Raw genomic sequence first — 22,876 nt, forward strand, 5'->3', positions numbered from 1 at the left:
CATCGTACGGAGACTCCCCCGCCCCGGCCGCACGCCGGGGCGGACGGAGCGGCGGCGGACAGCCGCCGCGCCCGTCAGAAGACAGGAGGCTCGGTGTAGACGCCCCACTCCTCGCGCAGCGCGTCGCAGATCTCGCCGAGCGTGGCCTCCGCCCGTACCGCGTCCAGCATGGGCTCGATCATGTTCGCGTCGCCGCGTGCGGCCTCCATCATCGTGGCCAGTGCGGCGGAGACGGCGGCCTCGTCCCGCTCCTTGCGGCGGCGGCCCAGCTCCCGCACCTGCTCGTGCTCGACCTCGTGACTGACCCTCAGGATCTCCAGGTCGCCGGTGACGGAGGAGGTGTGGCAGTTGACGCCGACGACCTTCTTCTCGTCCTTCTCCAGCGCCCGCTGGTAGGTGAAGGCGGCCTCGGCGATCTCACTGGTGAACCAGCCGTCCTCGATCCCCCGCAGGATGCCCGAAGTGATCGGCCCGATGGGGTGGTTGCCCTCGGGGACGGTCCGGCGGCCGCGTTCCTTGATCTGCTCGAAGATCTTCTCCGCGTCGGCCTCGATGCGGTCGGTGAGCGCCTCGACGTACCACGAACCGCCCAGCGGATCCGCGACGTTGGTCACGCCGGTCTCCTCCATCAGCACCTGCTGGGTGCGCAGCGCGATCTCCGCGGCCTGCTCGCTGGGCAGGGCGAGCGTCTCGTCGAGGGCGTTGGTGTGGAGGGAGTTGGTGCCGCCGAGCACCGCCGCGAGAGCCTCGACCGCGGTGCGTACGACGTTGTTGTACGGCTGCTGGGCGGTGAGCGAGACGCCCGCCGTCTGCGTGTGGAAGCGCAGCCACTGCGCCTTCTCACTCGTCGCCCCGTACTCGTCGCGCATCCAGCGGGCCCAGATCCTGCGCGCGGCGCGGAACTTGGCGATCTCCTCGAAGAAGTCGACGTGCGCGTCGAAGAAGAAGGACAGGCCCGGCGCGAAGGTGTCGACGTCCAGGCCCCGGCTCAGGCCGAGTTCGACGTATCCGAAGCCGTCGGCGAGCGTGTACGCCAGCTCCTGCGCGGCCGTGGAGCCGGCCTCCCTGATGTGGTAGCCGGAGACCGACAGCGGCTTGTACGCGGGGATGCCGCGGCTGCAGTGCTCCATCAGGTCGCCGATGAGCCGCAGATGGGGCTCCGGCTGGAAGAGCCACTCCTTCTGGGCGATGTACTCCTTGAAGATGTCCGTCTGCAGGGTGCCGTTGAGGACTCCAGGGTCCACGCCCTGACGCTCGGCCGCGACCAGGTACATGCAGAAGACGGGCACCGCGGGGCCGGAGATCGTCATCGAGGTGGTGACGTCGCCGAGGGGGATCCCGGAGAAGAGCACCTCCATGTCGGCGGCCGAGTCGATGGCCACGCCGCAGTGCCCGACCTCGCCGAGCGAGCGGGGGTCGTCGGAGTCCCGGCCCATCAGGGTCGGCATGTCGAACGCCACGGACAGCCCGCCGCCGCCCGAGTCCAGGATCATCTTGTAGCGCTCGTTGGTCTGCTGTGCGTTGCCGAAGCCGGCGAACTGGCGGATCGTCCAGGTCCGGCCCCGGTACCCGGTCGGGTACAGGCCACGCGTGAACGGATACTCGCCGGGCCAGCCGATCCGCTCGAAGCCCTCCACCGTGTCGCCGGAGCGCGGCCCGTAGACGGGCGCCACCCGGTCACCGCTCAGAGTGGTGAAGTCGGCGTCCCTCTTGTTCGCGGCGTCGTACCGGGCCTGCCAACGGCGACGGCCCTCTTCAATCGCGTGTGCGTCCATACCATCGAATTTACTTGGACGTCCAAGTAATTGTCGACCGATCGTTCGGTGAAGCATGCGGGAGAAGAGGCTTACGGGCGTGCGAGGGGCGGCTGTTACGCCTCGGCGGCAGCGGTGCGACCGTCCTCGACCAGCGGCGCGACCTCGCGCACGACCTTGCGCTCGACGAAGAAGGCCGCGGTGGGAATCGTCCCGGAGACCAGGATCCACAGCAGCTTGCCGAACGGCCAGCGGGCCTTCTGACCCAGGTCGAAGGCGACGACCAGGTAGATCATGTAGAGGAGACCGTGAGCCTGGGAGACCACGAAGGTCAGATCCTCGCCCATGCCGAAGCCGTACTTGAACGTCATGCAGGTGCACAGCACCAGCAGCATCACGGCGGTGACGTAGGCCATCACCCGGTACCGGGTCAGTACGGACTTCTTCATGGCCACGAGCGTAACGGGCCGTTCCGCACGCTCTTCCGGCGCCCCCGGCACCTGCCCGCGCGCACCCGTCCGCCGTGCCTCGCGCCTGCGGAGGCGTCTACTCCTCCGAGAAGTCCTGGGCCGCCACCCGCAGCGGACGGAGCATCGCGAAGATCTCGCCGCACTCGTCCGCGTCGTAGGCGCCCATCCCGAACTCCGCCGCCATCAGCTCCCGGGTGGCGGCGTCGCAGACCTCGCGGCCCTTGTCGGTGATGGAGGCGAGGGTGCCGCGTCCGTCGTCCGGGTTGGGGCGCTTGGCGACGAGGCCGGCCTTCTGGAGCCGGTCGACGGTGTTGGTGACCGATGTCGGGTGCACCATCAGACGTTCGCCGATCTTCGACATCGGCAGTTCGCCGGCCCGCGAGAAGGTGAGCAGCACGAGCGCCTCGTACCGCGCGAAGGTGAGGCCGTAAGGCTTGACCACCGCGTCGACCTGGGCGAGCAGGATCTGGTGCGCTCTCATGATCGAGGTGATCGCGGCCATGGACGGCACCGACCCCCAGCGCTCCTTCCAGAGCTCGTCGGCGCGGGCGATCGGGTCGAACGTCAGACTGAGCGGCTTCGGCACGCCGTAAACCCTAGTGGGCGCTCACATGTCGGCCATAGGTGTCTCAGGGACCGGTCCTGCGGCGCCGTCCCCGCCGGCCTTCGCGCGCGGGCCCGGCGCCTCCCCCGCGTCCGCTGTCTTTCGTACCGCGCGCACCGCGACCACGGCGAGCAGCACGCACACGGTGCCGACGGCACCCGCCGCCACGATCACCAGGTGCGGCGGCATGAACTCCGCGGCGACCCCGCCGGCGGCCATGCCCATGCCCTGCACCGTCATCAGGCCCGCCGTCATCACCGTCATGGCACGCGCTCGCAGCTCCTCGGGGACGGCGTCGAAGAACCAGCGGTCGAGGCCCAGCGAGTACGCCATGCCCGTACCGGCGACGAGGAGCACGGCCAGTGCGAGCGGCAGCCCCGGCTGCCACGCGAAGATCAGGAAGGGCAGCAGCGTGGTGCCGGCGAGCGGCAGCACGAGCCGCTCCCGTACGGCGGGCTTCAGCAGCGCTCCCACGGCCAGCTCGGCGGCGACACCTCCAACCGGCATCGCCGCCAGCAGCAGGCCGACGCCCAGGGACCCCGCGCCGATCTCGGTGGAGTAGGGGGCGGCGAGCCCCTCCGGTACGACGATGAAGGCGGGCGGCAGCCAGCACAGGGCGAGCAGCGCCCGTATGCGTCTTTCGGCGAAGAGGGCGCGGGTGCCGCCGCGAGTGCGCTCCACCGCCGCCGGAGGACGCCGGGCGCTGCCGAAGCGCAGCAGCGCCGCGGACGCGAGGAACCCGGCGACCGTGAGCACCAGCGCCCCCCGGGGCGGCAGCACGAGGAGAAGCAGACCAGTGGCCGCGAAACCGGCGATCTGCGCGGCCTGCGCGGAGATCCTGATGAGCGAGCGTCCCAGCACGAAGGTGTCGCCCACGAGGATCTCGGCCAGCCCGGCCGCGCGTACGCCGCCGAAGAGCGGCTGCACGAACGCGGTCACCGCCCGGAGCGCGAGCAGCAGCGCCGACGGCGTCCCCGGCACCGTCATGGCCGCGACGCTCAGCGCGCAGACCAGATCGCAGCCGACCAGTACCGGGCGCCCCGGGTACCTCTCGGCGACCGGAGCCAGCAGGGCGCCGCCCAGAGCCTGCGGCATGAACCCCAGGCCGAAGGTGAGGGCGGACATCAGGGGCGAGGCGGTCTGCTCGTACACCAGCACCGGCAGCGCGACGTGCGAGACGACGCCGCCCAGCAACGAGAGCACGTGGGCGGCGAACACGAACCGGAATTCCCGCACCCGGAAGACGGCGCGGTAGCCCTGCTGAGAGGTCATGCCGGAAGCCTGTCGCCACCGGGCCGGGCTCTCTAGTCTTTCGGCACGGGGCGAATCACCGGCGGCCCGAGCACCATGGGCCGGGGGACGACGGGGCGGGCCCGGGCCGGCGGACGCGGGACCAGTGCCGGACCAGGACGGGACCAGGACCTGCGGCAAGCGCCAGCGACAAGTACGAGCACAAGGACCGGAGACGGGACCGGAAGCGGGGCCTCCATGCCACTGCATCTGCAGTTCGGCACCGACGATCTGCTGCGCTGCCGCTTCGCCCTGTCGCCGCTCTGCGAGACCCACGAGGCCGTACGCACGTTGCGCCGCACCGACCGGCACAGTTATCACCTGCCATGGCTGCGCAGGATCCACGACGCCGTCGCGGAGCTCGACCTGACCCCGCTGTGGCTGCTGATGCCACGGCAGGCGGGCTACACACCGGACTTTCTCGGGCCGCCGCCGACCGCGGCAGCCGGCGCCTCGGCCGTCTCCTTCGCCGACGAGCTGGCGCGCGTACGTGCCGTCGACCCCGGCCTGGCACGTGAGGAGATCGCCCGCTCACTGGAGTGCACACCGGGCGCCGCCGAATCACCGCGCGGACGGGCGATGCTCGCCGACCCGGCGCGGGCCGTGCGGGAACTGGCCGATCTCACCGAGCGGGCCTGGGAGGCTCTGCTCGCCCCGGACTGGCCGCGACTGCGGGACCTGCTCGAGGCCGACATCGCCTACCGCGCACGGCAGTTGGCCGAGGAAGGGCTGGAAGGGCTCTTCGCGGATCTGCGTCCCGGTCTGACGTGGCGCGACGGGACGCTGTCGGTGCGCACCAAGTCCCGCGAGCTGATGGTGCAGGAGCTGAGGGGCCGGGGCGTGATGCTGATGCCGAGCGCCTTCATCTGGCCGGACGTCGTCAGCGGCTTCGCCCCGCCCTGGCAGCCCACCGTGATCTATCCCGCACGCGGCGTCGGCGGGCTGTGGCAGCGGCCCACACCCGATGCGGTCAAGGCGCTCGCCCGTCTGATGGGCGCCAACAGGGCCGCCGTACTGGGCGAGTTGCAGGAGCCGGCATCGACGACGGCGCTCGCCTCCCGCCTCGGGCTCGCGCCCTCATCGGTCTCCGCACACCTCACGGCACTGCGCGACGCGGGGCTGCTCACCTCGCGCCGGGTGCATCACCAAGTGCTCTACGAACGCACGCCGTTGGGCATCGCACTGCTCGGCGGCAACGGCTCTCAGCCCTGACCGGGCTCCCGCTCCCCGCCGCTCAACTGCTGCTCCACGGACGCGACCTTGGCGTTGAGACCGTCCGTCACGCCCTGCCGGATGTCGGCCTTGAGCACGAGCGAGACCCGGCCGGCCCGCGCCTCGACGGCCGCGACCGCCCTGCGCACGACGTCCATGCACTCGTCCCAATCGCCTTCCAGCGACGTGAACATGGCGTCGGTGCGGTTCGGCAGTCCCGATTCACGGACGACGCGCACCGCGTCGGCGACATACTCCCCGACGTCCTCGCCCACGCCGATCGGCGTCACGGAGAACGCGACGATCACGGCTTCTCCGCATCCACGCGACGCGAGTCCTGCTCCTTGCGGGCGCGGGCGGCGATCACGCCGGCCTCCTCCTCGCGCCGCAGCACCTTGTCGGCGAAGAAACCGCCGGTGGGCAGCACGGCCAGGACGAAGATCAGAGCGGCACGGCCGAACGGCCAGCGCACGCGGTTCCAGGCGTCGGCCCAGAACAGCACGTACATGATGAAGAGCACTCCGTGCACCATGCCCATCACGGGCACGGCATCGAAGTCGGTGGTGCGCTTGAGCACGGAGCAGCCCAGCAGCAGCAGGAAGGAGATCGCCTCCGGCGTCGAGACCAGACGCAGGCGGCGCAGAGCGGAGACCGACTTCGGCGCCAGGCCGGTCGGGGTTTCCAGGATCGACACGGGAGAACCTCGCTCGTTTGTGAAGTGATGCACAAGCGCTGCCCATTGTGGCAGCCCTGCCCTGTGCCACCCAGCCCAGGGTAGGTTTTCAGTTGTGCCTCAGTTCCGACTTCACAGTCCGAAGGTGCTCGCCGTCTCGATGACCGGCGACGCCGTGAAAGCGAAGAACGGTTCCATGGTCGCCTACGACGGCGAGATGGCGTTCAAGAAGATGTCAGGCGGCGGCGAGGGCCTGCGCGGAATGGTGACCCGGCGGCTCACCGGCGAGCAGATGACGGTCATGGAGGTGAAGGGGCACGGCACGTGCTACTTCGCGGACCGCGCCAGCGACATCAACCTTGTCCAGCTCAACGGCGAGACCCTGCACGTCGAAGCGAGCAACCTGCTCTGCACCGACGCGGGTCTGCGCACGGGAACCAGCTTCACGGGGCTGCGCGGCGCCTCGCAGGGCAACGGGCTGTTCACGACCACCGTCGAGGGCAGCGGTCAGGCCGCGCTCATGTCCGACGGGCCGGCCGTCGTCCTGAGGGTCGCGCAGGGCATGCCGCTCCAGGTCGACCCGGGCGCCTACATCGCGCACCAGGGCAACCTCCAGCAGCATTTCCAGTCCGGGGTCAACTTCCGCACGTTCATGGGCGAAGGATCGGGCGAGTCGTTCCAGATCAGGTTCGAGGGGGACGGGCTCGTCTACGTGCAGCCCAGCGAGCGCAACACGGTCGGGGGCGAGGTGTGATGCCGTTCCGCGAGATCAACTCCAAGATGGTCGAGGCCCTTGTGCAGCCCGGGCAGCGGCTGTTCAGCCAGCGCGGCGCCATGATCGCCTACAAGGGCGACGTCCGCTTCACGCCCAACATGCAGGGCGGCCAGGGCGGCGTGATGTCCATGATCGGGCGCCGTGTGGCGAACGAGGCGACGCCGCTGATGACCGTCGAGGGGCAGGGCACCGTGATGTTCGGCCACGGTGGTCACCACGTCGAGGTGATCGAACTGGACGGCGACACCCTCTGCGTCGAGGCCGACCGGCTGCTCGCCTTCGACGGGACGCTTGAGCAGGGCACGCTCTTCCTCGGCTCCGACGGCGGCGTGATGGGCATGGTGCGCGGCCAGGTCACCGGCCAGGGCCTGTTCACCACGACCCTCAGGGGCAAGGGCTCGGTCGCGGTGATGGCGCACGGCGGCATCATCCAGCTGCCGGTCACCCCTGACCGCCCCGTGCACGTCGACCCGCAGGCCTACGTCGCGCACCACGGCGACGTGCGCAACAAGCTGTCCACGGCTCTCGGCTGGCGCGACATGGTGGGCCGCGGCTCGGGCGAGGGCTTCCAGCTCGAACTGTCAGGAAACGGCGCCGTGTTCGTTCAGGCAAGTGAGGAGAAGCTGTGACCGCCCCGCAGATCCTGGACGTCACGACCCTGCCGTCCGACGACAACGTGAACGCCTTCACCTTCTGCGTGGAGCTCAACGGCCAGTGGTTCCTGCAGAAGGGCAAGATGATCGCCTACTACGGGCAGATCGACTTCAGCGGCGTGGGCCACGGGCATCTCGACGGCCTCGTCGCGAGCAGCTTCCACTCGCCGCTGCACGCGGCCGACTGGGTCGTCGCCGAGGGCCGCGGCAAGATGCTGCTCGCCGACCGGGCCTTCGACGTCAACTCCTACGACCTGGAGGACGGCAACCTCACGGTGCGCTCCGGGAATCTCCTGGCCTTCGAGCCGACGCTGTCGCTGAAGCAGTCGATCGTCCCGGGCTTCCTCACCCTGATCGGGACGGGCAAGTTCGTCGCCGCGTCCAACGGCGCGGTGCACTTCGTCGAGCCGCCGGTGCGCGTCGACCCGCAGGCCCTGGTCGGCTGGGCGGACTGCCCCTCGCCCTGCCACCACTACGACCACGGCTACCTCAAGGGCCTGCTGGGCGGCATCAGGGCCATGACAGGCATGGGCGGTGCCTCCGGCGAGGAGCACCAGTTCGAGTTCGTGGGCGCGGGCACCGTCCTGATCCAGTCGAGCGAGACGCTCATGGCGGAACAGGCGACGGGCGCGGTGCCGAACGAGGCGGGCGTCCCGGGCGGCGGCCAGCACGGGGGCCGGCAGGGCGGCCAGCAGACTCCGCAGCTCCCCGGCCAGCTCGGAAGCCTGCAGCGCAGGTTCGGGATGTGAGTGCAGGACAGGAGCACATCTGTACGGCCGCTATGTAAAGTCTCGGACATGGACACCGACAACGGCCCCGACGGCACCCGTTGGCTCACCGCTGACGAGCAGAGAGCTTGGCGCATCCATCTGGACGTGAACCGGTTGCTCATGTACCAGCTGGAGCGCGACCTCCAGCCGTTCGGCCTGACCATGAACGACTACGAAATCCTTGTGAACCTCTCCGAGTCCGCGGAACACCGGATGCGGATGAGCGACCTGGCGGCCTCCACTCTCCAGTCCAAGAGCCGGCTGTCGCACCAGATCACGCGCATGGAGAAGGCGGGTCTGGTCCGCCGTGAGAACTGCGAGTCCGACAAGCGCGGCCTCTTCGCCGTACTGACCGAGGACGGCTGGGAGACGATGCGCAGCGTCGCGCCCCATCACGTCGATTCCGTGCGGCGCCACCTCATCGACCGCATGTCGCCGGAGGACCTCGAGCACCTGCACGAGACGCTCCTGCCGGTGGCCGAAAAACTCCGCGCCGAGCGCGGCCGCTTCTAGGCCCGCGAACGCCTTCACCTCCGGGCGCTGCCGCGGAGACATCCGGCGCGGGCGCGCACCTGGAGATCCCGCACACTTGAGCTCATGACGAGACGTGCACGCTTATTCGCCTGGGCCGGCGCCCTGCTCTTCCTCGGTGCCCTGACAGGGCTGGGCCTGCTCTTCGCACATCGTGGTCTGGAAGCGGCAGATCAGTTGTCGAGCGTCCTCGGCACCTTCGTCGGCGTGACAGGCCTGGCACTGTCGGTGTACGGGACGGTCTCGGCGCGCCGCGACCGGCAGTCATCCACCCCGCCCATGCCGTCTGCGCGAGCCGGCAAGGTCAGCAACACCGTCGTCGACACGCGTGTGCACGGGGACCTGACCCAGGCGCAGCGGTTCGGGCCCACGCACGGCCGCACGGAGACGGACTCGCACGACCACGGCGGGGACACCGAGAACAGGATCACCGGCGGAAGCGTGGGGGGCTCGGTGATCCAGGCACGGGACGTGCACGGGACGGTGCCGGCGGAGGACGACAACTAGGGCGCCCTGTGGCCGCGCCCGGTGGCCGTCCCTCGCCGTGCCGTGCACCGGCTCAGGTCACGCGCCGCAGGGGCCTCCCTGAGCGCCCCCGGTCACTGAGGCGCAGAGGGCCCGAACCGGGCGAGCGCCTCCTTGAGGTCGGGGGGCAGGGCGTCGTTGATGTGCGTGGGAAGAATCAGATGCCAGCCGTCGTGCTCCGGGAACACACGTGACTGCGGGCCCCGGGCGCCGGGCCGCAGTCGCACGTGAAGTCCGTAGTGCCGGGTGTCCCGTCCCCGGCGATAGATCTTGCGGGCCCTGACCTCATGCACGTCGGACCAGGCGTAGCTGCACCGGTGCCGTCCGATGGCCGAGCCGATACCGCCCTGGTTCAGCCGGAGTTCGAGTCTGGTGCGGGGCAGCATGAACGCCAGGAGATTGATGAGCAGGCCGAAGGCGGGGAAGAACGCGATCACCAGCCACGCCCCGGGCTCGTCCCACTGCCCGATGACCATCATCTGCACGATCCTCATGGCGGTGAAGGCCGCGAGCAGGGGCCAGTGTGCCAGCGGTATGCGGCGGCTGCGGCCCTCCATGACAAAGGCCTCGGGGGTGTCCTTCACCGACCAGCCCGGCCACCGGGACACCGGAGGCAGTTCCCGCCATACGTCGGACAGCGACGGCTCGGGGCGCGGTCGTGGCACCTGCGCGGCCGCTGCGGCAGCCGTCTCTGCCGTCGCGCCTGACGCGGCAGTCGCGGCCGTTGCGGCAGTCGGGGCAGTCGGCGCACCGGCCAGGTGCTGCTGCAGACGCAGGTTCCGGAAGCGGTACGTCCCGCCGGTGCTCTGCAACAGGCCTCCGCGGTGCGCATCCCGCAGGAACTCCATCAGCGACCAGGGCACCCGCCCGAATGCGGCGAGCGAGACCTTTGCCAGAAGCCAGCGCCCCCAGGGTGAGAGCACCACGAGCATCGCCGCCGCGCCGAACCAGGCGGGGACCGTCCACTCCCAGCCGCTGCGTGGGGTGGCGTCGTCCAGCCACAACGGCATGCCGTTCCCGGCTCCGATCAGGGGCGCCACGACGCACAGGGTCAGCAGCACCGCCACGCGTTCACTGCGCAGGAGGGCGTGAGGGGTCACGGCGTCGACCGTGTCGGACGGAGCGGCGAAGGTGACCATGAGGATCGCGGGCAGCACGAACCCCAGCCCCGTCAGTGCCAGATAGGCCGGTGGGTTGCTCGAACCGAGGGCGAACAGCGCCATGGGGAGACCCAGCGTCGCGATGACGGCCGAGGCCATGAGCGCGCGCCGGAACGAAGTGGCCCTGCCTGCGGAGCGCAGTGCGGCGCCGAGCTTGAGGGGGTTGCAGCGTCGGCGCGGCTCCCCGAGGCGGTCACCGAACCACACGACTGCCGTGAGCCGCACGCCGTTGGCCAGGAGCATCCCGCCCAGGAGCGGAAGTGAATAGCCCCAGACGGCACGGGAGTCGTACGGCCTGTCGTCGGTGACCAGGCCTACGACGGCATCGGCCAGGAAGGAGAGCGAGACGCTCACGGCGAACAGCGCGGGCAGCGCCAGCAGCCGTGGAAGCCAGGCACGGTGCAGTTGCCACCAGGCGATCTCCGTGATCCGCCACGCCTCCAGGTGCCGGGCGAGATGACCGAGCCAGCGCCGGGCCCGTAACGGATTCCACTGCCCCGGGGCGTGCAGCCGGTCCGGGGAGGCCGGCGGCCGTGTGAACGTCACATCCACGATGCGGTCCAGCAGATGACTCTCGATCGCGGCCGCCGTGGGAAAGCGCCCGACGTCGACCAGTTCGGCGGGATCGGATTGCGGATCGTCGTAGACCTTGCGTGCCAGCCACAGCATCAGCGGACTGGAAAGCGCCTCCGCAACCGGTTCGCGCGGTACTTCCAGCATCTCCTCGAACACCGGTTCCCAGCGCGGCGCGAGCTCAGGCGGAGCGGCCAGCGACAGATGGTCGACGGCGTCGGCCGCCGCAATCGGCTCGGCCTCGAAGACCGCGGCGCGAGGGACCACCCGTCCCTGCCCGAACAGCTCGCGATAGGCGTCGCTGCGGGATGTGAGGACGAGCGGCATGTCGTCCGTGAGTTCCGAGCGCAGGCGGTCGAGAACCCCGCGCCTGCGGTGTCCGGGCAGCTCATCCAGGCCGTCCAGGACCGGCAGCACCCTGCGCTCGGAGACCAGCCGGGCGGCCGGATGGCGGCCGTCGACGCCGGGCAGGCCTCGGTGGTCCTCGGTGATGCGCCGCATCAGCCAGGCGTCGAAGTGCTCGCGCTCGGTGTCCCAGGTCTCGAGGGACAGCACGACCGGCACCAGGCTGCGGTGCTCGGTGGTACCAGGCCCGGAGGAGCGAGGACGCCTCAGCAGTTCGAGAGCGAGCAGCACCGCCTCCGTCGTCTTCCCGGCACCCGGGCCGCCGAGCAGGACCATCCGGCGGTGCGGCAGACCGGCCAGCGCGTCGGCCATGCTGCTCGGCAGGACCTCGTACGAGCTGCGCGGGAGTCCCACGTTCCTAGCGTGGTCGGCGCAGTCCCACTTCAGCGTCCACCGGACGGAGATGCGCTCGGGAGCGGCCATGTCCCATGCGCTCGCCTCCGCACGCCACTGCCGGAAGAGCGCGCCCCTGAGGCTGTCGGCAGCCAGCTCGACGGGATCCTGTGAGGGCCCGGCCGGTAGATCGACATGGACGTGCAGGTCGAGTACGCCCGCCTGGATCAGCGTCCCCACGGTGCTGTTGACGACCGTGTTGTGTACGTCACGTACTCCCATCGGCTCCCCCCGGACGATGTGTGTGCGCACGCGCTGCGCGAGGGGCACCCTACGCTTCCCCGGGCACAGCGTGCGGGCGCCAACAGGCGGAGCACACCGGAGAGTTGACGCTGGACGCGCACCGGGGTCAGGCCGCCGCCGGCAGCCGCAGGACGAAGCGTGAGCCTTCCGTGACGGTCAGGGTCCCGCCGTGCCGCGATGCCACGTCGCGGGCGATGGCGAGGCCGAGCCCCGCACCGCCCTCGTCGCGGCTGCGGGCGTCGTCGAGCCGCACGAAGCGCTCGAAGATGCGCTCCCTCTCGGCCTCCGGCACGCCGGGGCCGTCGTCGCCGACCTCCAGCTCCACCCACCGGCCGGCCCCGTCCCGGGCCTCCCGTACGGACACCGAGACCCGCGAGGCCGCGTGCCGCTGCGCGTTCTGGAGCAGGTTGATCACCACTCGCGCCAGCTGCGCCCGCGAGCCCGTCACCTGACCGTCCGCCATCTCCCCCAGCTCCACGGGGTGCGGTCCCCACTCCTGCTGCGCCAGCTCCTCCCGTACGAGCGCGCCCAGCGCGACCGGGGCGTTCCCGGGCCGCTCACCGGCGTCCAGGCGGGCGAGGAGCAGGAGGTCCGTTGCCAGCTGCTGGAGTCGCACGGTGTCCTGGACGGCACCGTCCACATCCAGCAGATCGGGGTGCGCGGCGCCCACCTCGAGCTGTGTGCGCAGGGACGCGATGGGACTGCGCAGCTCGTGCGAGACGTCGGCCACGAACCTTCGCTGCCGCTCCACGGACGCCTCCAGGGCGGCGAGGGTGTCGTTCGTCGTGCGGGCAAGGCGCGCCACCTCGTCCCGTGCGTCCGGTTCGGGCACGCGGCGCGACAGGTCGGTGCTGGCCATGATCCCGGCCATCTCGCTGCGGATTCCCTCCACGGGCCGCAGCGCACGCCGCGTCACGAGCCAGGTGACACCGCCGACGACCACCAGCAGCAGTGGCAGTCCCATGAGCATCGCCTGCGTGACGGAGGAGACCGCTTCCTGCTGGTCCTTGAGCGAGGCGCCCGCGTAGACGGTGACGGGGGTTCCGTCGCGGGTCTTCCCCTGCACTCCGACCACGGTGAAGTCCGCCTTGGCCGAACCGTCCTCGTCCGTGGGGAGGGAGAGCGTCCGTTCCTCGCTGTCGCTGTCGACCTCGCCGTCCTCGTCCCGCTCCTCCGGGTCCTCGTCGCTCTCGGGCCGGTTGAAGTCCGCGACGGGGCCCCTCCCGCGCAGCGTCTCCCCAGCCCCGAGCACCCTTCCGCCGGGGCCGATGACCTGGACCGGCTCGTCCGAGTCGCCGTCGAGTCCGTCGACGTCCTCGCCGACGCTCGACGCGTCCACATCGGAGACCTGTGCAGCCACCTGCCGGGCGGTCGCCTCCGCCTGGAGCCGCGCGTTGCCGGCCAGCCCGTCCCGCAGCACTCCCACCACGGCGATCCCGGCGGCCACCAGCGCGATCGCCACCACGAGGGTCGCGCCGAGCGCGGCGCGCGTACGGACGGGCCAGCTACGCACCGGCGTCCACCAGCCGGTATCCGGCACCGCGCACGGTGGCGATCCAGCCCGCCCCGAGCTTGCGGCGCAGCGCGCTGACGTACACCTCGACGATGTTGACGTCGCCCTCGTACGCGAAGTCCCAGACGTGTTCGAGGATGTCCGACTTGGAGACGACGTCCCCTGCCCTGACCGCCAGATGCTCCAGCACCGCGAACTCCTTCGCCGTCACCTCCACGTCCCGCTCCCCCACGCACACCCGGCGCGTCCCGGGGTCGACGCAGAGGGCGCCCAGCTGGAGCACGGTGCGGGCTCCGCGCGTGCGGCGCCGCAGCAGCGCCCTGACCCTGGCGAGCAGCACGACGTACGAGAAGGGCTTGGTCAGATAGTCGTCGGCCCCGGTGTCCAGGCCCTCGGCCTCGTCGTACTCGCCGTCCTTCGCCGTCAGCATGAGCACGGGCGTCTCGTCACCGGCCGCGCGCAGGGCGGCGCAGACCCGGTAGCCGTTCATGCCCGGCAGCATGATGTCCAGGACGATCAGGTCGTAGGTGCCCTCGCCGGCCCGGTGCAGGCCTTCCTTGCCGTCGTGCACGACATCGACGGCGAAGCCCTCGGCGCTCAGCCCCCGGGCGAGGGAGAGGGCGAGCCGGCGTTCGTCCTCCACGATCAGCAGGCGCATGGCTCCACTCTCCCCCATCGCACCTGAAGTGATCTTCAGGTGGCTTCAGGCTCCCTTCAGCATCCTTCCGCCACGGTGAATCCCACACAGCAACGACTCGGGAGGAACCCATGAAGCGCAAGCTCGCCATCGCCACCGTCACCGCCCTGGCGCTGATCGGCGGGGGCTCGGTCGCGGCGTCCGCCAGCGACGACGCCAACCAGCCCGCTGCGTCCTCGGCTTCGTCCGCGTCCTCCGCCTCCGCCGCGTCCTCGGCCGGTGCCGACGACCGGGACGACGACCGGGTTGACGACAAGGACGACGGCAAGGACGACGGCAAGGACGACAAGGACGACGGCAGGAACGAAGGCCGTGCGGCCGCGGACGCCGGAACCACGGCTGCCGACGCGGCGGCAGCAGCCCTGAAGACCGCCCCCGGCACCGTCACGAGCATCGACCTGGAGGCAGGCAAGCAGGGCCCGGTCTGGGAGGTCGACGTCACCAAGGGCGGTACGTCGCACGAGGTCCGGCTCGACGGGAACACGAAGAAGGTCCTGAGCGAGCGGACGGAGCAGGAAGAGGACGCGGTCCCCGGCTCGAAGCTCACGGCCGAGGACGTGGCCCGCAAGGCGGCCGAGCGCGGCACCGTGACGGCTGTCGAGTTCGACGACGACGCGAAGTCCCCCACCTGGGAGGTGGAGACGACCGACAAGGGCAAGGAGACGGAACTGACCGTCGACGGCCGGTCGGGCAAGGTCACCCAGTCCGCCGCGGACCACGAGGACGACCTGGACCAGGGTGAGGACCGGGACGACGACGCCGACGACGCCGATCAGGGCGACGACGACTGACGAGGTCCGCCAGGACGACGACAACACGTACGAGGTGCCGGGGCCGCGGGTCCCGGCACCTCGTACGTGTGTGACAGCACGGCGGCCGGGACCGGGCGCGACGTCAGGCCTCGGTCACGCCCGCGACCAGTTCGTCCGCCGCCGCGTACGGATCGAGCGATCCGCCGACGACCTTCTCCGCCAGCGAGCCCAGCCGCTTCCTGCCACGGAGTTCACCCATCCGTTCCCTCAGCGCCGTCACCGCGATCGTCTCGATCTCGCGGGCCGCCCGCTTCGTGCGGCGCTCCGTGAGAACCCCGTGCTCCTCCATCCACGCGTGGTGCTTCTCCAGCGCCTCCATGAGCTCGCCGATGCCCTCGCTCCGCGCCGCGACGGTCTTGACGATCGGCGGACGCCAGTCGCCCGGCGAGCGTGCCTCGCCGAGCCCCAGCATGTGATTGAGCTCGCGGACGGTCGCGTCGGCCCCGTCGCGGTCGGCCTTGTTGACGACGTACACGTCGCCGATCTCCAGGATTCCGGCCTTCGCGGCCTGGATCCCGTCCCCCATCCCCGGTGCGAGCAGCACGACGCTCGTGTCGGCCTGTGCCGCGATCTCGACCTCGCTCTGGCCCACGCCGACCGTCTCGACGAGCACCACGTCGCACCCGGCCGCGTCCAGCACCCGGATCGCCTGAGGCGCGGCCCACGCCAGTCCGCCGAGGTGGCCGCGGGTCGCCATGGAACGGATGTAGACACCGGGGTCGGAGGCGTGCTCGCCCATCCGCACGCGGTCGCCCAGCAGCGCACCGCCGGAGAAGGGGGAGGACGGGTCGACGGCGAGGATGCCGACACGCTTGCCCGCGCGCCGGAACGCCGTGACCAGCGCCGATGTCGACGTGGACTTGCCGACGCCGGGCGAACCCGTCAGGCCCACCACGTAGGCGTTGCCGCAGCGCGGCGCGAGAGCCGCCATGACCTCGCGCAGCTGCGGGGAGGCCCCCTCCACCAGGGAGATGAGACGGGCGACGGCCCTCGGCCGGCCCTCTCTCGCCTGCTCGACCAGCTCGGAGACGTCCACCGCCATGCTTGCCGCTCTCCCCTGTCCTCTGTGCTCTCAGACCGCCGGCCCCCACGGCCGGCCCCTCTGTCCGCCGGCCTCCCAGGGCCGGCCCCTCTTCCTGCCGGCATCCGGTCGGCCAGGTCCTGCCCGCCGGCCCCGGACCACCGCCGGGGCCGGCTCATCCGGCTCGTACCGGAGGGACCTACCGGCCCGCGTTCCCCGGAACCCGCAGCAGCAGCGCGTCTCCCTGCCCGCCGCCGCCGCAGAGGGCGGCCGCGCCGGTGCCGCCGCCCCTGCGCCGCAGCTCCAGGGCGAGGTGCAGGACGATACGCGCACCGGACATGCCGATCGGGTGCCCGAGGGCGATGGCACCGCCGTTGACGTTCACCTTTTCGGGGCTGACGCCGAGATCCTTCGTTGACTGCACGGCGACGGCGGCGAACGCCTCGTTGATCTCGATGAGATCGAGGTCGGCGGCCTTGATACCGGTCCCGTCCTTCGCCAGCGCGTGCTCGATCGCCCGGGACGGCTGCGACTGCAGGGAGTTGTCCGGACCGGCGACGTTGCCGTGCGCACCGATCTCCGCGAGCCACTCGACGCCGAGCTCCTCGGCCTTGGCGCGGCTCATCACGACGACCGCCGCGGCGCCGTCGGAGATCTGGGAGGCCGAACCGGCCGTGATCGTCCCGTCCTTGGCGAAGGCGGGCTTCAGCTTGCCCAGCGACTCGGCGGTGGTCTCGCCGCGGATGCCCTCGTCCTGGCTGAAGACGACGGGGTCGCCCTTGCGCTGCGGGATCTCCACCGGCGTGATCTCGGCCTCGAACAGGCCGTTCTTCTGGGCCGTGGCGGCCCTCTGGTGGGACCGCGCCGCGACCTCGTCCTGTTCGGGACGCGCGATGCCGAGCCTGGTGTTGTGCTTCTCCGTCGACGCGCCCATCGCGATGTTCTCGAAGGAGTCGGTCAGCCCGTCATGGGCCATCGCGTCGAGCATCTCGACGGCGCCGTACTTGTAGCCCTCACGGGACTTGGGCAGCAGGTGCGGCGCGTTGGTCATCGACTCCTGCCCGCCCGCGACGACGATGTCGAACTCGCCGGCCCGCACGAGCTGGTCGGCCAGGGCGATCGCGTCGAGCCCGGAGAGGCAGACCTTGTTGACGGTCAGGGCCGGCACGTTCATCGGGATGCCCGCCTTGACGGCCGCCTGCCGTGCCGGGATCTGGCCCGCACCGGCCTGGAGCACCTGCCCCATGATCACGTACTCGACCTGGTCGCCGCCGATACCGGCCCGCTCCAGCGCCGCCTTGATCGCGAAGCCGCCGAGGTCGGCGCCCGAGAAGGACTTCAGCGAGCCGAGCAGCCGTCCCATGGGCGTACGGGCACCGGAGACGATCACCGAGGTGCTGCCGTCCGTACGAGCTGACGTACCAGTCATGAGGTTCAGATCCCTTCCTGAGGGTCCCCCCGGGCCGCGGGCTCACGGGGTGCGGTCCACCCGGCCGCGAGGCGCGGGAGGAAGTTAACGAGGGTTAAGGGGACTTCCGCCAATGTACTGAGCGGTACGGTCCCGGGTCACCGGTCGAAGGGTGTGACCGTGCGCACGTTGCGTAACCGGGCACGCAGACGCTGCACTGGGGCAATGCTGACGCGTATCGACCACATCGGGATCGCCTGTTTCGACCTGGACAAGACCACCGAGTTCTACCGTGCCACGTACGGCTTCGAGGTCTTCCATACCGAGGTCAACGAGGAGCAGGGGGTCCGCGAGGCCATGCTCCGCATCAACGGCACGGACGACGGCGGCGCCTCGTACATCCAGCTCCTGGAGCCGGTGCGCGAGGACTCCACCGTCGCGAAGTGGCTGGACAAGAACGGCGAGGGTGTACACCACATCGCCTTCGGCACCGCCGACGTGGACGCCGACTCGGAGGAGATCCGCGGCCGCGGCGTCCGTGTTCTCTACGACGAACCGCGCAGGGGTTCGATGGACTCACGAATCACGTTCCTGCACCCCAAGGACTGCCACGGAGTCCTCACCGAGTTGGTCACCGCCGCCACCCCGCACACCTCTGGGAACTCATCGGCAACAACGAGCCACTGACGGCTGCTTCTCGGCCCGGTAGAGTGGCCACTCGGCCGGGGCGGGCCTCTGCACCATCCCGAGGAGGGTCCGGGCTGGGGGTTCCGACCCCGGAGATCTGCCGATGATCTGTCACCCTCGCACGAGGGGGCAGTTCACCACCACGACCAGGGGACGGATGGGACCGCGCAGTGCGGGGCTACGACCGCTACGAGGCTGACGACCACCTCTCGCAATTCGAGGCCGAGATGGAGCGGCTGAAGAAAGAGCGGGAGAAGGCCGTCGACCATGCCGACGACCTCGGCTATCAGGTCGAAGTGCTGCGCGCCAAGCTCCACGAGGCGCGCCGCGCTCTTGCTACGCGCCCGGCCAGCTACGACAACCTGTCCCAGCAGGCCGAATCGCTGCTGCGCAACGCCCAGCTCCAGGCCGACCAGATGCGGGCCGACGCCGAGCGCGAGCTGCGCGACGCCCGCATGGAGACGCAGCGGCTGCTCCAGGAGCGGGCCGAGCAGCAGTCCCGCCTGGAGTCGGAGCTGCACGCCGAGGCGGTACGCCGCCGCCAGCAGCTCGACCAGGAGCTGGCCGAGCGCCGCTCCACCGTCGAGTCCCACGTCAACGAGAACGTCGCCTGGGCCGAGCAGCTTCGTGCCCGTACGGAACAGCAGGCGCAGCGGCTCATGGAGGAGACGCGCGCCGAGTCCGAGCGGTCGCTGCAGCAGGCACGTGAAGAGGCCGAGCGGCACGCGGACGACACCCGCAGCAGGATGACCTCGGAGGCCGAGAAGGCCCGCGAGGAGGCCGACGCGATCCTGCGCCGGGCGCGCGCCGAGGCCGAGCGGATGCTCAATTCCGCCTCGACCCAGGCCCAGGAGGCCAGCGAGCACGCGGAGCGGCTGCGCACCTCCTCCACGTCCGAGTCCGAGTCCTCCCGCCGCGAGGCCGCCGACCTGGTGCGCCGGGCCGGCGAGCGGATGCAGGAGGCCGAGGCGGCGCTGCGCGAGGCCCGCGCCGAGGCCGAGCAGAAGCTGACCAAGGCGTCCGAGGCCGCGGAGAAGCTGCTCGCCGACGCCGAGTCGGACAACGAGCAGCGCCTGCGCACCGCCAAGAACGAAGTGGCCCGCATGGTCGGCGAGGCCACCAAGGAGTCCGAGGCCATCAAGGCCGAGGCCCAGCAGCTGCGCGATGAGGCGAAGGCCCACGCCGAGCAGATGATCGAGGAGGCCAAGGCCGAGGCCCGCTCCCGGTCCGCCGAGGAGTCCGCGAACCAGCTCGCCGAGGCCGCCCGCACCGCCGAGGACGCGCTCGACAAGGCGTCCGAGGAGGCCAAGGCCACCACGCGCAAGGCTTCCGAGGAAGCCGAACGCATCCGCCACGAGGCGCAGGAGGAGGCGGACCGGCTCCGCGCCGAGGCCGAGCGGCTGGTCGAGGAGCTCGAGGGCGCCGCCAAGGACGACACCAAGGAGTACCGCGAGCGGACCGTCGAGTTCCAGGAGGAGGCCCGGCGGCTGCGCGGTGAGGCCGAGCAGCTGCGCGCGGAGGCGGTCGAGGAGGGCGAGCGGCTGCGCGCGGAGGCGCGTCGCGAGGCCGTCCAGCAGATCGAGGAGGCGGCGAACCACGCCGAGGAACTCCTGATCAAGGCGAAGGCGGACGCGGAGGACACCCGCAGCGAGGCCGCCGCCGAGAGCGAGCGCGTGCGCACGGAGGCCATCGAGCGGGCCACGTCGCTGCGCCGCCAGGCAGAGGAGACCCTGGAGCGCGCCAACGCCGAGGCGGAGGAGCTGCGTTCGACCGCCGAGCAGCAGGCGGGGCAGACGCGCACCGACGCCGACGAGGCCGGCAGGCGCATCCGCGAGGAGGCCGAGCAGGCCGCCAAGGACCGCAAGGCGGAAGCGGCCGCGGAGCTGGAACGGCTGCACACCGAGGCGGAGAAGAAGCTCTCGGAGGCCGAGCGCGAACTCCGCGAGGCGCACACCGAGTCGGAGCGGCTGAGGGACGAGGCCCGCTCCGAGACCGAGCGGCTGCGCGCCGAGACGGCGGAGCGGCTGCGCACCCTCCAGCAGCAGGCGGAGGAGGAGGCCGAGCGGCTGCGCAACGAGGCGCACTCGGACGCCTCCCAGGCCCGGGCCGAGGGCGAGGCGCTGGCGGTTCAGCTGCGCAGCGACGCCGTGTCGGAGGCCGAGCGCCTGCGCAACGAGGCCCAGGACACGGCAGACCGCATCAGGTCGGAGGCCGCCGCCGCCGCGGAGCGGACGAACACCGAGGCGGCCGAGGCCCTGGAGGCGGCCCGCGAGGAGGCCGACCGGCGGCGGCGCGAGGCCGAGGAGCTGCTCTCCGGCGCCCGCGAGGAAGCACACAGGGAGCGCACGGACGCGCGCCGGCAGAGCGACGAGCTCCTGGCCACCGCCCGTCAGCGGGTCGAGGACGCGCAGACCGAAGCGGCCCGGCTCGTGGAGGAGGCCGAGCGCCGCGCGGCGGACATGGTCGGGACCGCCGAGGAGACCGCCCAGCAGGTGCGCGACTCGGTCACGGGACTGCACGAGCAGGCCGAGGAAGAGATCGCCCGGCGGCGGGCGGCGGCGGAGAAGGCCGCGGCGGAGCTGCGCCGGGAGGCGAAGGAGGAGTCCGAGGCCGCCAAGTCGATGGCGGAGACGACGGTTGCCGAGGCCCTGGACGAGGCGGAGCGTACGCGGACCGAGTCCGAGCGGGTGCTCGACGAGGCGCGCGAGGAGGCCGCCCGCCGGCGCAACGACGCCGCGGAGCAGGCCGACAGGCTGCTCGCCGAGGCGCGCGAGGAGGCCCGCCGCACCCAGACCTCCGCGGAGGAGCAGGCCGACACCATGGTGGGCGCGGCCCGGCGGGAGTCGGACCGTCTGGTCAGCGAGGCCCGCGAGGACAGCCGTCAGGTCGTGGAGAAGGCCCGCAACGACTCCAACACCATGCTGGAGGAGGCCAGGAGCGACGCCGTCGCGATCAGGGAACGCACGCAGGAGCAGCGGGCCCGGGTCGAGCGCGAGATCGAGAAGCTGCACGAGCGGGCGCGCAGGGAGTCCTCGGAGGCGATGCAGGCCGCGGGCGAACGCTGCGACAAGCTCGTGAAGGCCGCGCAGGAACAGCTGCGCGAGGCCGAGGAGAAGGCCGCACGTCTCGTGCGCGAGGCCGACAACGAGGCGAGCAATGTGCGCGTCTCGGCGGTCAAGAAGGCCGAGGGCCTGCTCAAGGACGCCGAGCAGCGCAAGACCGAACTCGTCCGGGAGGCCGAGCAGATGCGCGACGAGGCCAGGACCGAGGCGGAGAGGACCGTCGAGGCCGGGCAGCGTGAGCTGGAGGTGCTGGAGCGCCGCCAGGAGGACATCAACGCTGAGATCTCCCGCGTGCAGGACGTACTGGAAGCACTGGAGTCCTTCGAAACTCCCGGATCCGGCGGTGGCCCGGAAGGCGGGGGCGGAAAGAAGGGCGGTGCCGACACGGGATCAACAAACGGTGTGAAGGCGGGAGTTGGCGCAGGTACAACTCGGTCCGCTGGCAAGGAGTCCGGAAGTTAGCCACTCGAACGAGCGCACATTCTCCAGATCAAACCCGCAATGGCTCGATGACACGCCGTCTTGGCCCCTAGGATTCCCCTACAACTCCCCGTCTGATAACCCGTCTGACTCGACAGGAAACCCATGAGCGACACTTCCTCCCCCTTCGGCTTCGAGCTCGTGCGACGTGGCTATGACCGCGGGCAGGTGGACGACCGCATCACGAAGCTCGTCGCCGACCGTGACAGTGCACTGTCCCGTATCACCTCGCTGGAAAAGCGCATCGAGGAGCTTCACCTCGAGACGCAGAACGCCCAGGCCCAGGTAAACGACGCCGAGCCGTCCTACGCGGGGCTCGGCGCGCGGGTCGAGAAGATCCTCCGCCTCGCCGAGGAGGAGGCCAAGGACCTGCGCGACGAAGCCCGTCGCGCCGCCGAGCAGCACCGCGAGCTCGCCGAGGGCGCCGCTCAGCAGGTTCGCAACGACGCGGAGGCGTTCGCCGCCGAGCGCAAGGCCAAGGCCGAGGACGAGGGCGCCAGCATCGTCGAGAAGGCCAAGGGCGAGGCCACCGCGCTGCGCACGGAGGCGGAGAAGGACGCCCAGTCCAAGCGCGAGGAGGCGGACTCCCTCTTCGAGGACACCCGCGCGAAGGCCGCCCAGGCCGCCGCGGACTTCGAGACGAACCTCGCCAAGCGCCGCGAGCAGTCCGAGCGTGACCTCGCCTCCCGCCAGGCGAAGGCGGAGAAGCGTCTCGCCGAGATCGAGCACCGCGCCGAGCAGCTGCGTCTGGAGGCCGAGAAGCTGCGCACGGACGCCGAGCGCCGCGCCCGCCAGACGGTGGAGACCGCTCAGCGCCAGGCCGAGGACATCGTGGCCGACGCCAACGCCAAGGCCGACCGCGTCCGCAGCGAGTCCGAGCGCGAGCTGGCGGCCCTGACCAACCGCCGGGACAGCATCAACGCGCAGCTCACCAACGTGCGCGAGATGCTGGCCACCCTCACCGGTGCGGCGGTCGCCGCCGCCGGCCAGGGCGGCGAAGAGGGCGAGGCCGTGGCCGACGAGGAGTCGGCGGCCCGCAGCGTCCCCGCGCAGCAGTCCCGTTGACGGTGCTGACGCACTGACGAGCCCAGTACGCACGGGCCCGGCACATCTCGTGCCGGGCCCGTCGTGTGTCCGGCGGGCCCGGGACGGCGGCCCAGGGGCG

The 22,876-nt window shown here is 71.1% G+C and carries 21 protein-coding genes; 10 read left to right on the top strand and 11 right to left on the bottom strand.

Translation table 11 applies throughout. The features are described 5' to 3' along the window. Window positions 1–74: 74 nt before the first annotated feature. The 4 genes from icmA to G4Z16_RS08890 all read right to left on the bottom strand — a co-directional run bounded on the left by icmA (window position 75) and on the right by G4Z16_RS08890 (window position 4,100). Window positions 75–1,775, bottom strand: coding sequence for a coenzyme B12-dependent isobutyryl-CoA mutase large subunit (gene icmA, locus G4Z16_RS08875; RefSeq protein WP_197350321.1), 1,701 nt, complete (start codon window positions 1,773–1,775; stop codon window positions 75–77). A 95-nt stretch (window positions 1,776–1,870) separates the two neighbouring features. Continuing rightward, the gene (locus G4Z16_RS08880) at window positions 1,871–2,203 is read right to left on the bottom strand and encodes a DUF3817 domain-containing protein (protein ID WP_197350322.1); all 333 of its coding nucleotides are present in this window, start codon (window positions 2,201–2,203) and stop codon (window positions 1,871–1,873) included. Window positions 2,204–2,300: 97 nt separating this feature from the next. After that, complete coding sequence (locus tag G4Z16_RS08885) at window positions 2,301–2,810, bottom strand: MarR family winged helix-turn-helix transcriptional regulator (RefSeq protein ID WP_197350323.1); 510 nt, start codon at window positions 2,808–2,810, stop codon at window positions 2,301–2,303. 21 nt (window positions 2,811–2,831) lie between these two features. Beyond that, window positions 2,832–4,100 carry an MFS transporter gene (locus G4Z16_RS08890; RefSeq protein WP_197350324.1) on the bottom strand — a complete coding sequence of 423 codons (1,269 nt, stop codon included), beginning with the start codon at window positions 4,098–4,100 and terminating at the stop codon, window positions 2,832–2,834. Between the two features lie 216 nt (window positions 4,101–4,316). Between G4Z16_RS08890 and G4Z16_RS08895 the strand changes: the two genes are divergently transcribed. Beyond that, the gene (locus G4Z16_RS08895; protein WP_197350325.1) at window positions 4,317–5,330 is read left to right on the top strand and encodes an ArsR/SmtB family transcription factor; all 1,014 of its coding nucleotides are present in this window, start codon (window positions 4,317–4,319) and stop codon (window positions 5,328–5,330) included. Here the strand turns inward: G4Z16_RS08895 and G4Z16_RS08900 are convergent. Together G4Z16_RS08900 and G4Z16_RS08905 are read right to left on the bottom strand one after the other, a co-directional pair. Further along, entirely contained in the window at window positions 5,321–5,638 is a 318-nt protein-coding gene (locus G4Z16_RS08900) for an MTH1187 family thiamine-binding protein (protein ID WP_197350326.1), read from the bottom strand. The genes G4Z16_RS08895 and G4Z16_RS08900 overlap by 10 nt on opposite strands. Further along, a complete protein-coding gene (locus G4Z16_RS08905; RefSeq protein WP_425508063.1) occupies window positions 5,635–6,024 on the bottom strand; it encodes a DUF3817 domain-containing protein in 390 nt (129 codons plus the stop codon). The genes G4Z16_RS08900 and G4Z16_RS08905 overlap by 4 nt, the downstream gene beginning before the upstream one ends. Window positions 6,025–6,118: 94 nt before the next feature. On the opposite strand from G4Z16_RS08905, the gene G4Z16_RS08910 reads away from it, so the two are divergent. From G4Z16_RS08910 to G4Z16_RS08930, 5 genes are all read left to right on the top strand, one after another. Beyond that, window positions 6,119–6,757 (top strand): AIM24 family protein, encoded by a 639-nt coding sequence (locus G4Z16_RS08910; RefSeq protein ID WP_037975610.1) that lies wholly within the window; start codon window positions 6,119–6,121, stop codon window positions 6,755–6,757. Continuing rightward, window positions 6,757–7,407 (top strand): AIM24 family protein, encoded by a 651-nt coding sequence (locus tag G4Z16_RS08915; protein ID WP_197350327.1) that lies wholly within the window; start codon window positions 6,757–6,759, stop codon window positions 7,405–7,407. The genes G4Z16_RS08910 and G4Z16_RS08915 overlap by 1 nt, the downstream gene beginning before the upstream one ends. Beyond that, complete coding sequence (locus G4Z16_RS08920) at window positions 7,404–8,180, top strand: AIM24 family protein (protein ID WP_197350328.1); 777 nt, start codon at window positions 7,404–7,406, stop codon at window positions 8,178–8,180. The genes G4Z16_RS08915 and G4Z16_RS08920 overlap by 4 nt, the downstream gene beginning before the upstream one ends. A 48-nt stretch (window positions 8,181–8,228) precedes the next feature. Beyond that, complete coding sequence (locus G4Z16_RS08925) at window positions 8,229–8,714, top strand: MarR family winged helix-turn-helix transcriptional regulator (protein WP_197350329.1); 486 nt, start codon at window positions 8,229–8,231, stop codon at window positions 8,712–8,714. An 84-nt stretch (window positions 8,715–8,798) separates the two neighbouring features. Then, window positions 8,799–9,239: a hypothetical protein gene (locus G4Z16_RS08930; protein ID WP_197350330.1), complete on the top strand. Its 441-nt coding sequence runs from the start codon at window positions 8,799–8,801 to the stop codon at window positions 9,237–9,239. A 92-nt stretch (window positions 9,240–9,331) separates the two neighbouring features. Here G4Z16_RS08930 and G4Z16_RS08935 read toward each other — a convergent pair whose 3' ends face one another. The 3 genes from G4Z16_RS08935 to G4Z16_RS08945 form a co-directional block, all read right to left on the bottom strand. Continuing rightward, window positions 9,332–12,010, bottom strand: coding sequence for an NACHT domain-containing protein (locus tag G4Z16_RS08935; RefSeq protein WP_197350331.1), 2,679 nt, complete (start codon window positions 12,008–12,010; stop codon window positions 9,332–9,334). Window positions 12,011–12,137: 127 nt separating this feature from the next. Then, entirely contained in the window at window positions 12,138–13,544 is a 1,407-nt protein-coding gene (locus tag G4Z16_RS08940; protein WP_197350332.1) for a sensor histidine kinase, read from the bottom strand. Continuing rightward, a complete protein-coding gene (locus tag G4Z16_RS08945) occupies window positions 13,537–14,202 on the bottom strand; it encodes a response regulator transcription factor (protein WP_197350333.1) in 666 nt (221 codons plus the stop codon). Before G4Z16_RS08945 ends, G4Z16_RS08940 begins: the two co-directional genes overlap by 8 nt. A 110-nt stretch (window positions 14,203–14,312) precedes the next feature. On the opposite strand from G4Z16_RS08945, the gene G4Z16_RS08950 reads away from it, so the two are divergent. Continuing rightward, the gene (locus tag G4Z16_RS08950) at window positions 14,313–15,032 is read left to right on the top strand and encodes a PepSY domain-containing protein (protein ID WP_197350334.1); all 720 of its coding nucleotides are present in this window, start codon (window positions 14,313–14,315) and stop codon (window positions 15,030–15,032) included. Between the two features lie 103 nt (window positions 15,033–15,135). On the opposite strand, the gene meaB is transcribed toward G4Z16_RS08950, so the two are convergent. After that, on the bottom strand, window positions 15,136–16,095 hold the full coding sequence (gene meaB / locus G4Z16_RS08955) for a methylmalonyl Co-A mutase-associated GTPase MeaB (RefSeq protein ID WP_197350335.1): 960 nt from the start codon (window positions 16,093–16,095) through the stop codon (window positions 15,136–15,138). A gap of 178 nt (window positions 16,096–16,273) precedes the next feature. Beyond that, on the bottom strand, window positions 16,274–17,464 hold the full coding sequence (locus G4Z16_RS08960) for an acetyl-CoA C-acetyltransferase (RefSeq protein WP_197354266.1): 1,191 nt from the start codon (window positions 17,462–17,464) through the stop codon (window positions 16,274–16,276). Window positions 17,465–17,707: 243 nt separating this feature from the next. Here G4Z16_RS08960 and mce point away from each other — a divergent pair, with 243 nt between their 5' ends. The 3 genes from mce to G4Z16_RS08975 all read left to right on the top strand — a co-directional run bounded on the left by mce (window position 17,708) and on the right by G4Z16_RS08975 (window position 22,776). After that, window positions 17,708–18,169, top strand: a complete 462-nt coding sequence (gene mce / locus G4Z16_RS08965; RefSeq protein WP_197350336.1) for a methylmalonyl-CoA epimerase — start codon at window positions 17,708–17,710, stop codon at window positions 18,167–18,169. A gap of 170 nt (window positions 18,170–18,339) precedes the next feature. Beyond that, window positions 18,340–21,693, top strand: a complete 3,354-nt coding sequence (gene scy / locus G4Z16_RS08970) for a polarized growth protein Scy (RefSeq protein WP_197350337.1) — start codon at window positions 18,340–18,342, stop codon at window positions 21,691–21,693. A gap of 123 nt (window positions 21,694–21,816) precedes the next feature. Further along, entirely contained in the window at window positions 21,817–22,776 is a 960-nt protein-coding gene (locus G4Z16_RS08975; protein WP_197350338.1) for a coiled-coil domain-containing protein, read from the top strand. Window positions 22,777–22,876: the final 100 nt, after the last annotated feature.

The sequence above is a fragment of the Streptomyces bathyalis genome, assembly GCF_015910445.1.
In the GTDB taxonomy this organism is placed as follows: Bacteria; Actinomycetota; Actinomycetes; order Streptomycetales; family Streptomycetaceae; genus Streptomyces; species Streptomyces bathyalis.